Annotated in this window: 15 protein-coding genes; 4 read left to right on the plus strand and 11 right to left on the minus strand. The window is 57.9% G+C overall.

The features are described 5' to 3' along the window. Positions 1-11: 11 nt before the first annotated feature. The 11 genes from atpB to rpmH all read right to left on the minus strand — a co-directional run bounded on the left by atpB (position 12) and on the right by rpmH (position 10,171). Positions 12-881 (minus strand): F0F1 ATP synthase subunit A, encoded by an 870-nt coding sequence (atpB, locus tag AC07N4_RS18205; RefSeq protein WP_007954148.1) that lies wholly within the window; start codon positions 879-881, stop codon positions 12-14. A gap of 16 nt (positions 882-897) precedes the next feature. Further along, positions 898-1,305 carry a F0F1 ATP synthase subunit I gene (locus AC07N4_RS18210; RefSeq protein ID WP_003229783.1) on the minus strand — a complete coding sequence of 136 codons (408 nt, stop codon included), beginning with the start codon at positions 1,303-1,305 and terminating at the stop codon, positions 898-900. A gap of 148 nt (positions 1,306-1,453) precedes the next feature. After that, a complete protein-coding gene (locus AC07N4_RS18215) occupies positions 1,454-2,326 on the minus strand; it encodes a ParB/RepB/Spo0J family partition protein (RefSeq protein ID WP_064600630.1) in 873 nt (290 codons plus the stop codon). A 9-nt stretch (positions 2,327-2,335) separates the two neighbouring features. After that, complete coding sequence (locus AC07N4_RS18220) at positions 2,336-3,133, minus strand: ParA family protein (protein WP_007954142.1); 798 nt, start codon at positions 3,131-3,133, stop codon at positions 2,336-2,338. An 18-nt stretch (positions 3,134-3,151) separates the two neighbouring features. Continuing rightward, the gene (rsmG, locus tag AC07N4_RS18225) at positions 3,152-3,796 is read right to left on the minus strand and encodes a 16S rRNA (guanine(527)-N(7))-methyltransferase RsmG (RefSeq protein WP_007911906.1); all 645 of its coding nucleotides are present in this window, start codon (positions 3,794-3,796) and stop codon (positions 3,152-3,154) included. After that, complete coding sequence (mnmG, locus tag AC07N4_RS18230) at positions 3,793-5,691, minus strand: tRNA uridine-5-carboxymethylaminomethyl(34) synthesis enzyme MnmG (RefSeq protein ID WP_096822379.1); 1,899 nt, start codon at positions 5,689-5,691, stop codon at positions 3,793-3,795. The genes rsmG and mnmG overlap by 4 nt, the downstream gene beginning before the upstream one ends. Before the next feature lie 552 nt (positions 5,692-6,243). Beyond that, positions 6,244-7,614, minus strand: a complete 1,371-nt coding sequence (gene mnmE, locus AC07N4_RS18235) for a tRNA uridine-5-carboxymethylaminomethyl(34) synthesis GTPase MnmE (RefSeq protein ID WP_493065570.1) — start codon at positions 7,612-7,614, stop codon at positions 6,244-6,246. An 81-nt stretch (positions 7,615-7,695) separates the two neighbouring features. Further along, positions 7,696-9,378: a membrane protein insertase YidC gene (gene yidC, locus AC07N4_RS18240; RefSeq protein WP_119429880.1), complete on the minus strand. Its 1,683-nt coding sequence runs from the start codon at positions 9,376-9,378 to the stop codon at positions 7,696-7,698. A gap of 2 nt (positions 9,379-9,380) precedes the next feature. After that, entirely contained in the window at positions 9,381-9,626 is a 246-nt protein-coding gene (gene yidD, locus AC07N4_RS18245) for a membrane protein insertion efficiency factor YidD (protein WP_010465488.1), read from the minus strand. After that, on the minus strand, positions 9,619-10,020 hold the full coding sequence (gene rnpA, locus AC07N4_RS18250; protein ID WP_011336726.1) for a ribonuclease P protein component: 402 nt from the start codon (positions 10,018-10,020) through the stop codon (positions 9,619-9,621). Before rnpA ends, yidD begins: the two co-directional genes overlap by 8 nt. A gap of 16 nt (positions 10,021-10,036) precedes the next feature. Then, entirely contained in the window at positions 10,037-10,171 is a 135-nt protein-coding gene (gene rpmH, locus AC07N4_RS18255) for a 50S ribosomal protein L34 (RefSeq protein WP_003213577.1), read from the minus strand. Positions 10,172-10,738: 567 nt separating this feature from the next. Here rpmH and dnaA point away from each other — a divergent pair. From dnaA to gyrB, 4 genes are read left to right on the plus strand one after another with little or no spacing between them, the layout of a single operon-like run. Continuing rightward, positions 10,739-12,262 (plus strand): chromosomal replication initiator protein DnaA, encoded by a 1,524-nt coding sequence (dnaA, locus tag AC07N4_RS18260; protein ID WP_096822383.1) that lies wholly within the window; start codon positions 10,739-10,741, stop codon positions 12,260-12,262. Positions 12,263-12,301: 39 nt separating this feature from the next. Further along, complete coding sequence (gene dnaN / locus AC07N4_RS18265) at positions 12,302-13,405, plus strand: DNA polymerase III subunit beta (RefSeq protein ID WP_096822384.1); 1,104 nt, start codon at positions 12,302-12,304, stop codon at positions 13,403-13,405. A gap of 14 nt (positions 13,406-13,419) precedes the next feature. Next, positions 13,420-14,523 carry a DNA replication/repair protein RecF gene (gene recF, locus AC07N4_RS18270; protein ID WP_007911886.1) on the plus strand — a complete coding sequence of 368 codons (1,104 nt, stop codon included), beginning with the start codon at positions 13,420-13,422 and terminating at the stop codon, positions 14,521-14,523. 5 nt (positions 14,524-14,528) lie between these two features. Next, complete coding sequence (gyrB, locus tag AC07N4_RS18275; RefSeq protein ID WP_007954129.1) at positions 14,529-16,946, plus strand: DNA topoisomerase (ATP-hydrolyzing) subunit B; 2,418 nt, start codon at positions 14,529-14,531, stop codon at positions 16,944-16,946. Positions 16,947-17,007: the final 61 nt, after the last annotated feature.

Consider the following 17,007-nt stretch of genomic DNA (forward strand, 5'->3'; position numbering starts at 1 on the left):
CGAGACTGGTCTTAATGGTTTTCTTCGTGCGCCATCGACAGGTAGACGATGGTCAGCATCATGAAGATGAACGCCTGCAGGGTGATGATCAGGATGTGGAACACAGCCCACGCCCACTGCAGAACAACGCCCAGGCCGCTGAGCCAGAGCAGGCCGCTGCCGAACATCACAGCGATCAGGATGAACACCAGCTCGCCGGCATACATGTTGCCGAACAGACGCAGAGCCAGAGAGATCGGTTTGGCGATCAGGGTCACGAATTCCAGCAGGAAGTTCACCGGGATCAGCAGCGCCTGAACGAAGATGTTCTTGCTGCCGAACGGGTGCAGGGTCAGCTCGCCGATGAAGCCGCCGAGGCCCTTGACCTTGATGCTATAGAAAATGATCAGTGCGAAAACCGAGAACGCCATGCCCAAGGTCGCGTTCGGGTCGGTAGTCGACACGGCGCGGAACGGGATGTGGTGATCGCCGGAAATCAGGATGGCCAGCTGAGGAATCCAGTCGACCGGTACCAGGTCGACGGCGTTCATCAGGAACACCCAGACGAAGATGGTCAGTGCCAGCGGTGCAATCACCGGGCTACGGCCATGGAAGCTGTCTTTCACGCTGCCATCGACGAATTCGACCAGCACTTCAACGAAGTTCTGCAGTGCACCTGGCTGACCGGAAGTCGCCTTCTTGGCCGCCATGCGGAAAAGAAGAACGAAAATCAGACCCAGCGCGACCGACCAGCCGAGGGTATCGACGTGGAAAGCCCAGAAACCCATTTCCTTGGCTTCTGCTGCGGTGTGGGCAAAGCCCCAGCCGCCGTTGGGTAGCTGACCGAAGGTCAGGTTCTGCAAGTGGTGCTGGATATAGCCCGAAGCGGTTGTTTCTGCCATGGTTGCCTCAAACGCCCTAAGGTCTCGAAAGTCTTGTTCTCATCAGCAGGGGAGCGAACCAGCTGACCGACTGAGTCAGCACGAAGGCGCCGAATACAGCAATCGGCGCCAGTGGCTTCACACCTGCAAACACCAGTGCAAACAGCACTGCCGTCAAAATCAGTTTGCCTGCCTCGCCGGCGTAGAACGACCGGACGATGGACTGGGCTGCTCGGGCGCCGGAAAACCGAAATGCCTTGTGAGCGAAATAAACATTGGGCAGCAAGGCTATCAGGCCTCCGCAAAGTCCCGAGTATCCGGCAACGACTCCGTGCCATTGCCAGAGCGCCAAAGCGGCAATGAGCAAAATGACAAATTGAGCCATCAACACCGGAAAAACCGCCAGGCGATGGAACGGCAGGCGGTTTGGCTTGCGGGTTTCCATCACTATTGCTCTCCAATGGTCGGCTGCCGAAATTCAATAACTTGGCATAATTTGTGCCGACAAAATGCGCGCAGAGTATAGGGGCGGTTCTGCCCCTATTCAACTGTCAGGTAGTGATTTCCGACTGCGCGCTACAAGAGGAATTGTTTCAGCGGATGTGTGCGAGCACACCCTGAAGCTCATCGAGAGAGTTGTAACCGATCACCAACTGACCCTTTCCCTTCTTCCCGTGGCGGATCTGCACCGCAGAGCCTAGGCGCTCGGCCAGACGTTGCTCGAGGCGAGCGATATCCGGGTCGGGTTTGGAGGGTTCGACAGGCTCGGGTTTGCCACTCAACCACTGACGAACCAGTGCTTCAGTCTGGCGCACGGTAAGACCGCGTGCGACAACATGTCGCGCCCCTTCCACCTGCTGATTGTCCGGCAGACCGAGCAATGCACGGGCATGGCCCATTTCCAGGTCGCCGTGGGACAGCATGGTCTTGATGACTTCCGGCAGCGCAATCAGGCGCAACAGGTTGGCCACGGTGACGCGGGACTTACCCACAGCCTCGGCGACCTGTTGCTGGGTGAGCTGGAATTCCTGCTGCAGGCGCTGCAGAGCCACCGCTTCTTCGATCGGATTCAGGTCTTCGCGCTGGATGTTCTCGATCAGCGCAATGGCGATCGCGGTTTCATCCGGCACATCACGGACCATGGCCGGGATGGTTTCCTGCCCGGCCTGCTGGCTTGCACGCCAGCGACGTTCACCGGCGATGATTTCAAAGCGGCCACCACCAATCGGGCGAACCACGATTGGCTGCATCACGCCCTGAGCCTTGATCGACTGCGCCAGCTCTTCCAGCGCCTGCGGATCCATGTCCCGGCGTGGCTGATACTTGCCGCGCTGCAACAGGTCCAGTGGCAGGTGCTGCAACTCACGGCTGTCAGCCTGCGCCGCTTGTTCTTCCAGCGAGCTGACAGTCGGACCGCTCAGCAGTGCATCCAGTCCTCGTCCGAGACCTCGTTTCTTGACGGCCATGGGGATTCCTTAAGTTGGCTGAGCAGCGGCGATGCGTGAATTTTTGCGCTGACGGCGAACCATCTCGCCCGCCAGGGCCAGATAGGCCAGCGCGCCACGCGATTGCTTGTCGTAGGCCAGCGCCGGCATGCCGTAACTCGGGGCTTCGGCCAGGCGGATGTTGCGCGGGATCACCGTGTCGTACAACTGATCGCCGAAGTGTTCCTTGAGCTGGGCCGATACATCGTTCATCAGGCTCAGGCGCGGGTCGTACATGGTCCGCAGCAGGCCTTCGACTTTCAGGTTCGGGTTCAGCAGTTCGGCGATGCGCTTGATGTTATCCACAAGGTCGCTCAAACCTTCGAGCGCAAAGTACTCACACTGCATGGGGATAATTACCCCGTCAGCGGCGACCAGTGCGTTCAGTGTGAGCATCGACAGCGACGGCGGGCAGTCGATCAGAATGTAATCGTAGTTTTCACGGATCGGCGCCAGCGCGCTGCGCAGACGACTTTCCTTCATCTGCATTTCCAGCAGCACCACTTCGGCCGCCGTCAGATCGCGGTTGGCCGGCAGCAGTTGATAACCACCGTGTTCGGAGTAGTGCATGGCCTGGGCCAGATCGCATTCGCCGATCAGCAGGTCGTAGACCGAGTTTTCCAGGCCATGTTTATCCACACCGCTACCCATGGTGGCGTTGCCCTGTGGATCGAGATCGATCAACAGCACCCGGCGCTTGGTCGCGACCAGGGATGCTGCGAGGTTGATGCAGGTGGTGGTCTTGCCCACACCACCCTTCTGGTTCGCTATCGCGAATACCTTAGCCATTCTTGCTTGTGTTCCCAATCATGCCGTGCGGCGCAGTATCAGCAGATGGCGTTGGCCTTGGCAACCGGGTACGGCCAGGGCGTGTTCGCTATCGAGTTTGAAGTCTGCCGGCAATGCTACCAGCTCATCGGCCGGATGGACGCCCTTCATTGCCAGCCAGCGTGTATCGGCGTCGCCGAGGTGGCGAGTCCAGTTGGTGAAGTTCTCCATGCTGCTGAACGCCCGGGAAATGATCCCGTTGAACGGCTGTGCAGGCTGGAACGCTTCGACGCGACTGTGGATAACTTGCAGGTTATCCAGTTTGAGTTCGAGTTTGACCTGGGTCAGGAAGCGGGTTTTCTTGCCGTTGCTGTCCAGGCAGGTCACTTGCGAGTCCGGATACAGGATCGCCAAAGGGATCCCCGGCATGCCGCCGCCGCTGCCGACGTCCAGCCAACGGCCGTTTTCGATGAACGACATCACGCTGAGGCTATCGAGCAAGTGACGGGAAACCATTTCGTCCGGATCGCGGACGGCGGTCAGGTTGTAGGCCTGGTTCCATTTGATCAACAGGGCCAGATAACCCAGCAGCAATTCGTGCTGGGTTTCAGTGAGATTGACACCGAGCTCGCGGGCTCCTGTGGATAACTCTTCGGCGTGTTGCGAAGTGACCTTAGAACTCAAGCGCTTTGCTCCAACTGACGGCCCGCGCCGCGTTTTTTCAAATGAATCATCAACAGCGAAATCGCTGCCGGGGTCACACCCGGGATCCGAGAAGCCTGGCCCAGCGTCTCGGGACGAGTCGCGCCAAGCTTGCTCTGGATCTCCTTGGAGAGACCGGAAATGTTGGTGTAATCGATATCCACAGGCAGTTTCGTGTCTTCGCTTGCACGCAGACGGGCGATTTCGTCCTGTTGACGGTCGATGTAACCGGCGTATTTGGTCTTGATTTCGACCTGTTCGGCGACCTGTGGATCTTCGGCACCCTGCCCGGTCACTTCGACCAGACCAGCGTAGTCGATTTCCGGACGACTCAAGAGGTTGAGCAAGTTGTATTCGTGAGTCAGTGGCGTGCCGAATTTCTCGGCAATCGCATCGCCCTGCTGCGTATTCGGGCGAACCCAAGTGCTTTTCAGGCGCTGTTCTTCGAGTTCGATGCTTTCGCGTTTCTTGCAGAACGCTGCCCAACGCGCGTCATCGACCAGACCCAGTTCGCGACCTTTTTCGGTCAGACGCAGGTCGGCGTTGTCCTCACGCAGGATCAGGCGGTACTCGGCACGGGAAGTGAACATGCGGTACGGCTCTTGGGTGCCGAGGGTAATCAGGTCGTCGACCAATACTCCGATGTACGCCTCATCGCGACGCGGGCACCAGGCTTCTTTGCCTTTCGCACGCAGTGCTGCGTTCGCGCCAGCCAGCAAACCCTGGGCGCCGGCTTCTTCGTAACCGGTGGTGCCGTTGATCTGGCCAGCGAAGAACAGACCGCCGATGACTTTGGTTTCCAGGCTGTACTTCAGGTCGCGTGGATCGAAGTAGTCGTATTCGATCGCATAACCCGGACGCACGATGTGCGCGTTTTCCATGCCGCGGATCGATTGCACGATCTGCAATTGCACGTCGAACGGCAGGCTTGTGGATATCCCGTTCGGATACAGCTCATGGGTGGTCAGACCTTCCGGTTCGATGAACACCTGATGGCTTTCCTTGTCGGCAAAGCGGTGGATCTTGTCTTCAATCGAAGGGCAATAACGCGGACCAATGCCTTCAATCTCGCCGGCAGCGGAATACATCGGCGAACGATCGAGGTTCGCGGCGATGATTTCGTGGGTACGGGCGTTGGTGTGGGTAATCCAGCAACTGACTTGCCGCGGATGTTGTTCCTTGTTGCCCATGAACGACATCACCGGGATCGGCGTATCACCCGGTTGCTCGGTCATCACCGAGAAATCCACAGACTTGCCGTCGATTCGCGGAGGCGTACCGGTTTTCAGGCGACCGACACGCAGCGGCAGTTCACGCAGACGATGCGCCAGGGCAATCGACGGCGGATCACCGGCGCGACCGCCGGAAAAATTCTGCAAACCGATGTGGATAAGTCCGCCCAGGAACGTACCGGTGGTCAACACCACGGAATCCGCGAAGAAACGCAGACCCATTTGCGTGACAACACCGCGTACTTGTTCCTGCTCGACGATCAGGTCGTCAGCGGCTTGTTGAAATATCCACAGGTTCGGTTGGTTTTCCAGAATTTCGCGGACAGCGGCTTTGTACAAAATCCGGTCGGCTTGCGCACGGGTCGCTCGTACGGCCGGGCCTTTGCGGCTGTTCAACACGCGAAACTGGATGCCGCCCTTATCGGTGGCCATGGCCATCGCGCCGCCGAGGGCGTCGATTTCCTTGACCAGATGGCTTTTGCCGATGCCACCGATGGCCGGGTTGCAACTCATGGCTCCGAGGGTTTCCACGTTATGCGTCAGCAGAAGGGTTTTTGCACCCATGCGTGCTGAGGCCAGTGCTGCCTCGGTACCGGCATGACCGCCGCCGATGACGATCACTTCAAAACGGGAAGGGAAATCCACCACGCACCTCGTGCCTGCTTAAGTAGGTAATTCAGGAATAGTTTGAGATCAGGTTTCTGGACCTGGTCGACAAGTATAGGGACTTCGCCCTTCCTAAAGAACCCTTTGCACAAAATTTAACCAGCTGTGGAGAACTCGCGGTTAAAAGAATAAAAAAGAGAGAAATTTATAAAACCTTTGTTTTAAAGCTTATTCTTACTGCCCCACATTTCTGTGGATAGATTGCTACAGACCTTAATATTCAATATGTACAGCGATTCAAAACCCTGTGCCCATGTGGTCAGGAGGCCCTTGGATAACCGGTGTAAGCCTGTGGATGAATGAGGTGGTTATCCACAGAGGCAGTTATGTTCAGTTTTCAGGCCCTGTTATCAACTGCCCTCAGCGGCAGTTATTCACAGGGCTTAATCCACAGAAATCGGACGAATGAAGGAATCGCGGACGCGGAAAATCCGCTCAGGAACAGAAAATCTGTCCGGCACTGGAGGAAGGGAAGTCAAAGAGGAGAGACAGACAGGTCGCGAATGGACCTGTCTGTGGACAACGGAAGGGCTATTTACCGATGCAGAAGCTGGAAAAGATCCGTCCTAGCAGATCATCGGAGCTGAACGCTCCGGTAATTTCCCCGAGGGAATGCTGAGCCTGGCGCAGATCTTCTGCCAACAGTTCGCCGGCACCCGCCAGAGTCAGCTGCGCGCGACCGTGTTCAAGAGCCGCACTGGCATGACGCAAGGCTTCCAGGTGACGACGGCGTGCGCTGAAGCTGCTTTCCGAGGTCTGCTCGTAACCCATGCAGGCTTTCAGGTGATCACGCAGCAGGTCCAGGCCTTCACCGGCAGACTTGGCGCTCAGGCTGATGGTCACGTGGCCATCGTCACCGACTTCCAGGGCAATGGCTTCACCGGTGAGATCAGCCTTGTTGCGAATCAGGGTGACCTTCGCCGGATCTGGTCGGGTTTCAAGGAATTCTGGCCACAACGCGAACGGATCCGCAGCTTCCGGGGCCGTAGCATCGACCACCAACAGCACTCGATCGGCTTCGCCGATGGCCTTCAACGCTCGCTCTACACCGATCTTTTCCACATGGTCGTCGGTATCACGCAAACCGGCAGTGTCCACGACATGCAGTGGCATGCCGTCGATGTGGATATGCTCGCGCAGGATATCCCGGGTGGTGCCGGCGATTTCAGTCACGATGGCGGCTTCTCGACCGGCCAATGCGTTAAGCAGACTGGATTTGCCGGCATTCGGACGACCGGCGATCACCACGGTCATGCCGTCACGCAGCAATGCACCCTGTCCGGCTTCGCGCAAGACGGTGGATAACTCGTCACGAACTTTGTCGAGCATGCTCAGCACGTGGCCATCGGCGAGGAAGTCGATTTCTTCTTCCGGGAAGTCGATTGCCGCTTCGACGTAGATCCGCAGGCCGATCAGTTGTTCGGTGAGGTTATGCACACGTTGGGAAAACGCGCCCTGCAAAGAGCGCAAGGCATTGCGTGCAGCCTGTGCAGAACTGGCCTCGATCAGGTCGGCAATGGCCTCGGCCTGGGCCAGGTCGAGTTTGTCATTGAGGAATGCTCGTTCGCTGAACTCACCGGGACGGGCCAGACGGCAGCCCAGTTCCAGGCAGCGCTTGAGCAACATGTCGAGGACGATCGGACCACCGTGGCCCTGCAGTTCCAGCACATCTTCGCCGGTGAACGAGTTCGGCCCGGGGAAATAAAGCGCCAGACCTTCATCCAGCACCTGTTGATCGTCACTGAGGAACGGGCCGTAGTGGGCAAACCGCGGTTTCAGTTCTCGGCCGCTGATGGCTTTGGCCGCAACGCTGGCCAGCGGCCCGGAAATTCGAACGATGCCCACGCCGCCACGGCCCTGAGCGGTGGCGACGGCTGCGATGGTTTCACGAGGTGCGCTCATAAGCCGGTATCCAGACAAAAGTGGCAGATAGCAAAACGCCCCACTAGGGGGCGTTTTGAGTGGTGTTATCCACAGAGTAAGTTACGCCTCGGCTTTTTTCGTCGCCGCTTCGATCTTACGCGTGATGTACCACTGTTGAGCAATCGACAGGCAGTTGTTCACAACCCAGTACAGCACCAGACCAGCCGGGAACCACAGGAAGAAGAACGTGAAGATGATTGGCATCATTTTCATGACCTTGGCCTGCATCGGATCCGGAGGAGTCGGGTTCAGACGCTGCTGGATGAACATGGTCGCGCCCATGATGATCGGCAGGATGAAGAACGGATCCTTGATCGACAGGTCGGTAATCCACAGCATGAACGGCGCCTGGCGCATTTCCACGCTTTCCAGCAGAACCCAGTACAGCGAAAGGAAAACCGGCATCTGCACCAGGATCGGCAAGCAGCCACCCAGCGGATTGATCTTCTCTTTCTTGTACAGCTCCATCATGGCTTGCGACATTTTCTGCCGGTCATCGCCATGTTGCTCTTTCAGTGCAGCCAGTTTCGGAGCCACGGCGCGCATGCGGGCCATCGACTTGTAGCTGGCGGCCGACAGAGGGAAGAAAATCCCCTTGATCAGCATGGTCAGGAAGATGATCGACCAGCCCCAGTTGCCGACGATGGCGTGGATATGTTGCAGCAGCCAGAAGATTGGCTGGGCAATGAACCACAGAATGCCGTAGTCGACGGTCAGTTCCAGACCTGGGGACAACTCTTTCAGCACAGCCTGGCTTTTCGGACCGGCGTACAGAACAGCACTGGTCTCGACTTTTGCACCCGGTGCAGCGGTCAACGAAGGACCGGTGTAACCGATGATGTAGTTGCCTTTGCTGTCTTTACGGGTCTGAACGATGTTGTTTTCGCCCTTCGGAGCAACCCATGCAGTCACGAAGTAGTGCTGCAGCCAGGCTACCCAGCCACCGGTGACGGTTTCCTTGAGCTGACCTTTGTCCATGTCCTTCATGGACACTTTCTTGTACGGCTCGGAACTTGTCCACAGGGCGGCGCCCAGGTAAGTCGCGGTGCCGGTAGCAGTGGTCGACGAAGGATCTGCGCTTGCATCGCGTTTCAGCTGGGCAAACATCGAACCGGACCAAGGCTGAGCGCTCTGGTTGTCGATCAGATAGGTGACGGTCACGTCATACAGGCCACGTTTCAGGGTGAAACGCTTGATGTAGTTGACGCCGTCCTTGCTGAACTTCAGGTCGACGACCAATTGGTCCTGACCGTCAGCCAGTTGATAAGTCTTCTTCTCCGAGGAGTAGATCGGGCGACCGGCCGGGCTTGCGTCCGGACCGTTGGTGCCGATCAGACCGCTTTGCGCCAGATAAGTACGCTCGCCGCCGTTGTCGAACAGCTGGAACGGAACGTCCGGACGATCCTGACGACGTGGATACAGAGGCAAGGTCAGTTGAGCAACATCGCCACCCTGTGGATCGATCGACAGATCGAGCACGTCGGTTTTGATCTGGATCAGATCCTTGCTGGCGGCGACCGGCGTTTCGGCAGGTGCGCTGGTATCGCTTGCGGCGCGCGGAATATCGTCACTGGCGGCAGCGTTATTGCCAGTGGCGGTGTCCGGCAAACCGGATGTAGTCGTACTGGAAGCAACATTCTGAGTCGGCAGGGCAGCCTGACCATAGTCCTGGTTCCATTTAAGAACCATGACGTAGGACACGATTGCCAGGGCGACGATCAGGATCGTGCGTTTGATATCCATGATTACTCGGCCATCGAAGAAGAACGGGAGGTAGGGATAGGTGGAACCGGGTCATAACCACCGGGATTCCACGGATGACAGCGACCTAAACGACGAAAGGTCAGCCAGCCACCGCGCAGAAGGCCATGATTTTCGATGGCTTCATACGCGTAGCAAGAACAACTGGGGTAGAAACGACAGTGACTGGCCATCAAGGGACTAATGGCGTAGCGATAAAACTGGATCGGAACGAGTGCCAGTTTACGCATCTGGACTGTCTACCCCTACAGTTTCGGTTTTGACTGCTGGTACCGGCTTGTTGCGTGCCAGACGTTTCCAGAGTTTGCCGAAATGCTGAATCAATTCGGGGTTTTCTACGTCACCCAAACCTTTGCGCGCGACGATAACGATGTCCCAGCCGACCAGTGAATCCTGGTGCAGGCGAAACGATTCGCGCATCAGACGTTTGAGGCGATTGCGCTCGACGGAGAGCTTTACGCTCTTTTTCCCGATAACCAGCCCGAGACGGGGGTGATCGAGATCGTTGTTGCGCGCAAGGAGCAGGAGATTTTTCCCCGGAACCTTGCCGGTAGGGGAGTCAAAGACTGCCTTGAAATGCCGGGGAGTAAGCAGACGCTTTTCCCGACTGAAGTCCTGACTCACCTCCAGTGCCGGATTATCAAACTGCCAGACGTGCGCGGCCTTTGGCGCGACGACGCGACAGTACTGCACGACCGTTCTTGGTAGCCATGCGAGCACGGAAACCGTGGGTACGAGCGCGTTTGATAGTGCTTGGTTGGAAAGTACGTTTCATGTCGTGTTACCTGGTTCGTCCACAACGGGCCGGAATGGCCCCCGTTTTAAGAGACCGGGGATTCTAGAGAAAGCAAGCCAATAGGTCAATTTCCAACCAACGTTTCCTTATAAATAGATCTCCAGAGCTATCCCCCCGTGAATTCCGTCCAGCCAGATATAAAAATAAAGAAGCGAAGTATTTAAAGCTTTTCTGTAAAGCTTATAAAAGCTAGGCCCGGCCTCATCTGTGGATAACTGAATCGAGGCCTTGTTTTCAGCACTGTACAGAGAATGACAACTACAGTGGAAAACCGTGTTCAGCCTGTGCTGCGCTATCGGATAACCTGTGGGTGGAAACGGTGTTTATCCACAGGCTGGTTATCCACCGGGTTCGACCCCCAGTTGTCCAGTGTGCTCAGATAGGGTTATCCACAGAGCTTATTCACACACCGTTGGTCGCTTTTTCACCGGATAAGGCATTGATAAATCATGTCCACCGGACAACCTGCATGTGGATAAGTGGACGGCTGGCCGCTACAATGGCCGCTTGTTTTTGCCTCACCGGCTTTCAAATTAGGGGATTTCCGTGTCAGTGGAACTTTGGCAGCAGTGCGTGGAGCTTTTGCGCGAAGAGCTGCCAGCCCAACAATTCAACACCTGGATCCGTCCATTACAGGTCGAAGCCGAAGGCGACGAGTTGCGTGTCTACGCACCGAACCGTTTTGTTCTGGACTGGGTCAACGAAAAGTACCTGGGGCGCGTCCTTGAACTGCTGGATGAGCATGGCAACGGCCTGGCGCCGTCGCTCTCCTTATTAATAGGCAGCAAGCGCAGTTCTGCGCCGCGTGCTGCGCCGAACGCGCCACTGGCCGCGGCAGCTGCATCGCTGGCTCAAGCCAGTTCCGCGCCCGTCAGTGCTCCGGCACCCGCGCCGGCCCCAACCCCGGCCAAGCGCGCGACGCAAAAAACCGAGGAAGTCAGTGAAGAGCCGTCCCGCGACAGCTTCGACCCGATGGCGGGCGCCGCCTCCCAGCAAGCGCCGGTGCGTGCCGAACAGCGCACGGTGCAGGTCGAAGGCGCGCTCAAGCACACCAGCTACCTGAATCGCACCTTTACCTTCGAGAACTTCGTCGAAGGTAAGTCCAACCAGCTCGCCCGTGCGGCGGCCTGGCAAGTGGCGGATAACCCCAAGCACGGCTACAACCCGCTCTTCCTTTATGGTGGCGTGGGTCTGGGTAAGACGCACTTGATGCACGCGGTGGGTAACCACCTGTTAAAGAAGAACCCGAATGCCAAGGTCGTGTACCTGCATTCCGAGCGTTTCGTGGCCGACATGGTCAAGGCGCTGCAACTGAACGCGATCAACGAGTTCAAGCGTTTCTACCGTTCGGTGGACGCCCTGCTGATCGACGACATCCAGTTCTTCGCCCGCAAGGAACGTTCCCAGGAAGAATTTTTCCACACCTTCAACGCCCTGCTTGAAGGTGGCCAGCAGGTCATTCTCACCAGTGACCGCTATCCGAAGGAAATCGAAGGCCTTGAAGAGCGCCTGAAATCCCGCTTCGGCTGGGGCCTGACGGTTGCCGTCGAGCCGCCGGAGCTGGAAACCCGCGTAGCCATCTTGATGAAGAAGGCCGACCAGGCCAAAGTCGAGTTGCCACACGATGCGGCGTTCTTCATTGCCCAGCGCATTCGCTCCAACGTCCGTGAGCTGGAAGGCGCGCTGAAACGCGTGATCGCCCACTCGCACTTCATGGGCCGCGACATCACCATCGAGTTGATTCGCGAATCCCTGAAAGACCTGTTGGCGTTGCAGGACAAACTGGTCTCTGTGGATAACATTCAGCGCACCGTCGCCGAGTACTACAAGATCAAGATCTCCGACTTGCTGTCCAAGCGCCGTTCGCGCTCGGTCGCTCGCCCGCGTCAGGTCGCCATGGCACTGTCCAAGGAACTGACCAACCACAGCCTGCCGGAAATCGGTGATGTGTTTGGCGGTCGCGACCACACGACGGTGTTGCACGCCTGCCGCAAGATCAACGAACTTAAGGAATCCGACGCGGACATCCGCGAGGACTACAAGAACCTGCTGCGTACACTGACCACTTGATGAACACCAGCGCAGCTTATTAAGGCAAGGGACTAGACCATGCATTTCACCATTCAACGCGAAGCCCTGTTGAAACCCCTGCAACTGGTCGCAGGCGTCGTCGAGCGCCGACAGACCTTGCCGGTACTGTCCAACGTGCTGCTGGTCGTCGATGGCCAGCAACTGTCGCTGACCGGTACCGACCTGGAAGTCGAACTGGTCGGTCGCGTGCAACTCGAGGAGCCGGCTGAAACAGGTTCCATCACTGTGCCTGCGCGCAAGCTGATGGATATCTGCAAAAGCCTGCCGAACGATGCGCTGATCGATATCAAGGTCGACGAGCAGAAACTGGTGGTGAAAGCCGGCCGTAGCCGCTTCACCCTGTCGACCCTGCCGGCCAACGACTTCCCGACTGTGGAAGAAGGCCCGGGTTCGCTGACCACCAGCCTGGATCAAAGCAAGCTGCGTCGCCTGATCGAACGCACCAGTTTCGCCATGGCCCAACAGGACGTGCGTTACTACCTCAACGGCATGTTGCTGGAAGTGTCGACCGGTGTGATCCGTGCCGTGGCCACCGATGGTCACCGTCTGGCAATGTGCTCGATGCAGGCCGACATCGGTCAGCAGGATCGCCATCAAGTGATCGTGCCGCGCAAAGGTATTCTCGAACTGGCGCGTCTGCTCACCGAGCCGGACGGCAACGTCAGCATCGTGCTGGGTCAGCACCACATCCGCGCGACCACCGGCGAATTCACCTTCACCTCGAAACTGGTCGACGGCAAGTTCCCTGACTACGAGCGCGTTCTGCCGAAGGGCGGCGACAAGCTGGTACTGGGTGATCGTCAGGCGCTGCGCGAAGCGTTCAGCCGTACCGCGATTCTGTCCAACGAGAAGTACCGTGGCATCCGTCTGCAACTGGCCAACGGTCAGCTGAAGATCCAGGCGAACAACCCGGAACAGGAAGAAGCGGAAGAAGAAGTAGGCGTGGAATACAACGGCGGCTCCCTGGAAATCGGCTTCAACGTCAGCTATCTGCTCGACGTGCTGGGCGTGATGACCACCGAGCAGGTTCGCTTGATCCTGTCCGACTCCAACAGCAGTGCGCTGGTGCAAGAGTCCGACAATGACGATTCGGCTTACGTTGTCATGCCGATGCGTCTGTAATCAGCTGACTCTGGATGTCGCTAAGTCGCGTCTCGGTCACCGCGGTGCGCAATCTGCACCCGGTGACCTTCTCCCCCTCCCCCCGAATCAACATTCTTTACGGCGCCAACGGCAGCGGCAAAACCAGTGTTCTGGAAGCCATTCACCTGCTGGGGCTTGCCCGTTCGTTTCGCAGCACGCGGCTATTGCCGGTCATCCAGTATGAGCAACTCGCCTGTACCGTATTCGGTCAGGTGGAGCTCGCCGAGGGTGGCCACAGTGCATTGGGGATCTCTCGCGACCGTCAGGGCGAGTTCCAGATCCGCATCGACGGCCAGAATGCCCGCAGCGCCGCGCAACTGGCGGAGATCCTGCCGCTGCAGTTGATCAACCCCGACAGCTTCCGCCTGCTGGAAGGTGCGCCGAAGATTCGCCGGCAGTTCCTCGACTGGGGCGTGTTCCACGTCGAACCGCGGTTCATGGCCACCTGGCAGCGTTTGCAGAAGGCCTTGCGCCAGAGAAACTCCTGGCTGCGGCATGGTACACTTGACGCCGTTTCGCAAGCGGTTTGGGACAGGGAACTGTGCCAGGCCAGCGCTGAAATCGATGAATACCGCCGCGCTTACATCAAAGCCTTGAAACCAGTCTTTGAACAAACCTTGAGCGAACTGGTTGAGCTCGAAGGTTTGACGCTCAGCTATTACCGAGGCTGGGACAAGGACCGGGAATTGAGTGCCGTACTTGCCGGTTCCCTGCAGCGGGACCAGCAAATGGGTCATACCCAGGCCGGACCGCAACGCGCTGACTTGCGTCTTAGATTGGGCGCTCACAATGCCGCGGACATCTTGTCCCGGGGTCAGCAGAAGTTGGTGGTTTGTGCCTTGCGCATTGCCCAGGGGCATCTGGTGAGCCAGGCCCGACGCGGCCAGTGTATTTATCTGGTGGATGACTTGCCGTCCGAGCTGGACGAAAGCCACCGTCGCGCGCTGTGCCGCTTGCTGGAAGACTTACGCTGCCAGGTCTTTATCACCTGTGTAGATCACGAATTATTGAGGGAAGGCTGGCAGACGGAAACGCCAGTCGCTCTGTTCCACGTGGAACAGGGCCGTATCACCCAGACCCACGACCATCGGGAGTGAAGGCATTGAGCGAAGAAAATACGTACGACTCATCGAGCATTAAAGTGCTGAAAGGCCTGGATGCCGTGCGCAAACGTCCCGGTATGTACATTGGTGACACCGACGATGGCAGCGGTCTGCACCACATGGTGTTCGAGGTGGTCGACAACTCGATCGACGAAGCCCTCGCCGGCCATTGCGACGACATCAGCATCATCATCCACCCGGATGAGTCCATCACCGTTAAAGACAACGGCCGTGGCATCCCGGTAGACGTGCACAAAGAGGAAGGCGTTTCCGCCGCCGAGGTCATCATGACCGTCCTCCACGCCGGCGGTAAGTTCGATGACAACTCCTACAAAGTATCCGGCGGTCTGCACGGTGTAGGTGTTTCTGTTGTGAACGCGCTGTCCGAAGAACTGGTCCTGACCGTTCGCCGCAGCGGCAAAATCTGGGAACAGACCTACGTCCACGGCGTACCTCAGGCACCGATGGCGATCGTTGGCGACAGCGAAACTACCGGTACCCAGATTCACTTCAAGGCTTCCAGCGAAACCTTCAAGAACATTCACTTCAGCTGGGACATCCTGGCCAAGCGTATTCGTGAACTGTCCTTCCTCAACTCCGGTGTCGGCATCGTCCTCAAGGACGAGCGTAGCGGCAAGGAAGAGCTGTTCAAGTACGAAGGCGGCCTGCGTGCGTTCGTTGAATACCTGAACACCAACAAGACTGCGGTCAACCAGGTGTTTCACTTCAACATCCAGCGTGAAGACGGCATCGGCGTGGAAATCGCCCTGCAGTGGAACGACAGCTTCAACGAGAACCTGTTGTGCTTCACCAACAACATCCCGCAGCGCGACGGCGGCACTCACCTGGTGGGCTTCCGTTCTGCACTGACGCGTAACCTGAACAACTACATCGAGCAGGAAGGTTTGGCGAAGAAGCACAAAGTCGCCACCACCGGTGACGATGCCCGTGAAGGCCTGACCGCGATTATCTCGGTGAAGGTGCCGGATCCGAAGTTCAGCTCCCAGACCAAAGACAAGCTGGTGTCTTCCGAAGTGAAGACCGCGGTCGAACAGGAAATGGGCAAGTACTTCTCGGACTTCCTGCTGGAAAACCCGAACGAAGCCAAACTGGTTGTCGGCAAGATGATCGACGCCGCCCGTGCCCGTGAAGCGGCGCGCAAGGCCCGTGAGATGACCCGCCGCAAAGGCGCGCTGGACATCGCCGGCCTGCCGGGCAAACTGGCTGACTGCCAGGAAAAGGATCCTGCGCTGTCCGAACTGTACCTCGTGGAAGGTGACTCCGCGGGCGGCTCTGCCAAGCAGGGACGTAACCGCAAGACCCAGGCCATCCTGCCGCTGAAGGGCAAGATCCTCAACGTCGAGAAAGCACGTTTCGACAAGATGATCTCGTCCCAGGAAGTGGGCACCCTGATCACCGCACTGGGCTGCGGTATCGGTCGCGAAGAGTACAACATCGACAAGTTGCGCTATCACAACATCATCATCATGACCGATGCTGACGTCGACGGTTCGCACATCCGTACCCTGCTGCTGACCTTCTTCTTCCGTCAGTTGCCGGAGCTGATCGAGCGCGGCTACATCTACATCGCCCAGCCGCCGCTGTATAAGGTCAAGAAAGGCAAGCAAGAGCAATACATCAAAGACGACGACGCCATGGAAGAGTACATGACGCAGTCGGCCCTGGAAGATGCGAGCCTGCACCTGAACGAAGACGCCCCGGGCATTTCCGGCGAAGCGCTGGAACGTCTGGTGAACGACTTCCGCATGGTGATGAAGACCCTCAAGCGTCTGTCGCGCCTGTACCCGCAGGAGCTGACCGAGCACTTCATCTACCTGCCGGCCGTCAGCCTGGAAATGCTCGGCGACCACGCCAAGATGCAAGACTGGCTGGCCCAGTACGAAGTTCGTCTGCGCACCGTCGAGAAGTCCGGTCTGGTCTACAAGGCCAGCCTGCGTGAAGACCGCGAACGTGGCGTGTGGCTGCCAGAGGTCGAACTGATCTCCCACGGCCTGTCGAACTACGTCACCTTCAACCGCGACTTCTTCGGCAGCAACGACTACAAGACTGTCGTCACCCTCGGCGCTCAACTGAGCACCCTGCTCGACGACGGCGCGTACATCCAGCGTGGCGAGCGCAAGAAAGCGGTCACCGAGTTCAAGGAAGCCCTCGACTGGCTGATGGCCGAAAGCACCAAGCGCCACACCATCCAGCGATACAAAGGTCTGGGCGAAATGAACCCGGATCAGCTGTGGGAAACCACCATGGACCCAAGCGTGCGCCGCATGCTGAAAGTCACCATCGAAGACGCCATTGGCGCAGACCAGATCTTCAACACCCTGATGGGTGATGCGGTCGAACCTCGCCGTGACTTCATCGAGAGCAACGCTCTGGCGGTTTCCAACCTGGATTTCTGATCCCTTTCAGATTTCGGATGGAATTGAAGCCCCTGCTGACAGAGCGTCAACAGGGGCTTTT

The sequence above is a fragment of the Pseudomonas sp. GW821-FHT09E04 genome (assembly GCF_059416185.1).

Coding starts and splice junctions, on each gene's coding strand:
- atpB (WP_007954148.1), bottom strand. CDS start 881: ATGGCAGAAACAACCGCTTCGGGCTATATCCAGCACCACTTGCAGAAC.
- yidC (WP_119429880.1), bottom strand. CDS start 9,378: ATGGATATCAAACGCACGATCCTGATCGTCGCCCTGGCAATCGTGTCC.
- AC07N4_RS18210 (WP_003229783.1), bottom strand. CDS start 1,305: ATGGAAACCCGCAAGCCAAACCGCCTGCCGTTCCATCGCCTGGCGGTT.
- recF (WP_007911886.1), top strand. CDS start 13,420: ATGTCGCTAAGTCGCGTCTCGGTCACCGCGGTGCGCAATCTGCACCCG.
- rpmH (WP_003213577.1), bottom strand. CDS start 10,171: ATGAAACGTACTTTCCAACCAAGCACTATCAAACGCGCTCGTACCCAC.
- AC07N4_RS18215 (WP_064600630.1), bottom strand. CDS start 2,326: ATGGCCGTCAAGAAACGAGGTCTCGGACGAGGACTGGATGCACTGCTG.
- yidD (WP_010465488.1), bottom strand. CDS start 9,626: ATGCGTAAACTGGCACTCGTTCCGATCCAGTTTTATCGCTACGCCATT.
- dnaN (WP_096822384.1), top strand. CDS start 12,302: ATGCATTTCACCATTCAACGCGAAGCCCTGTTGAAACCCCTGCAACTG.
- AC07N4_RS18220 (WP_007954142.1), bottom strand. CDS start 3,133: ATGGCTAAGGTATTCGCGATAGCGAACCAGAAGGGTGGTGTGGGCAAG.
- mnmE (WP_493065570.1), bottom strand. CDS start 7,614: ATGAGCGCACCTCGTGAAACCATCGCAGCCGTCGCCACCGCTCAGGGC.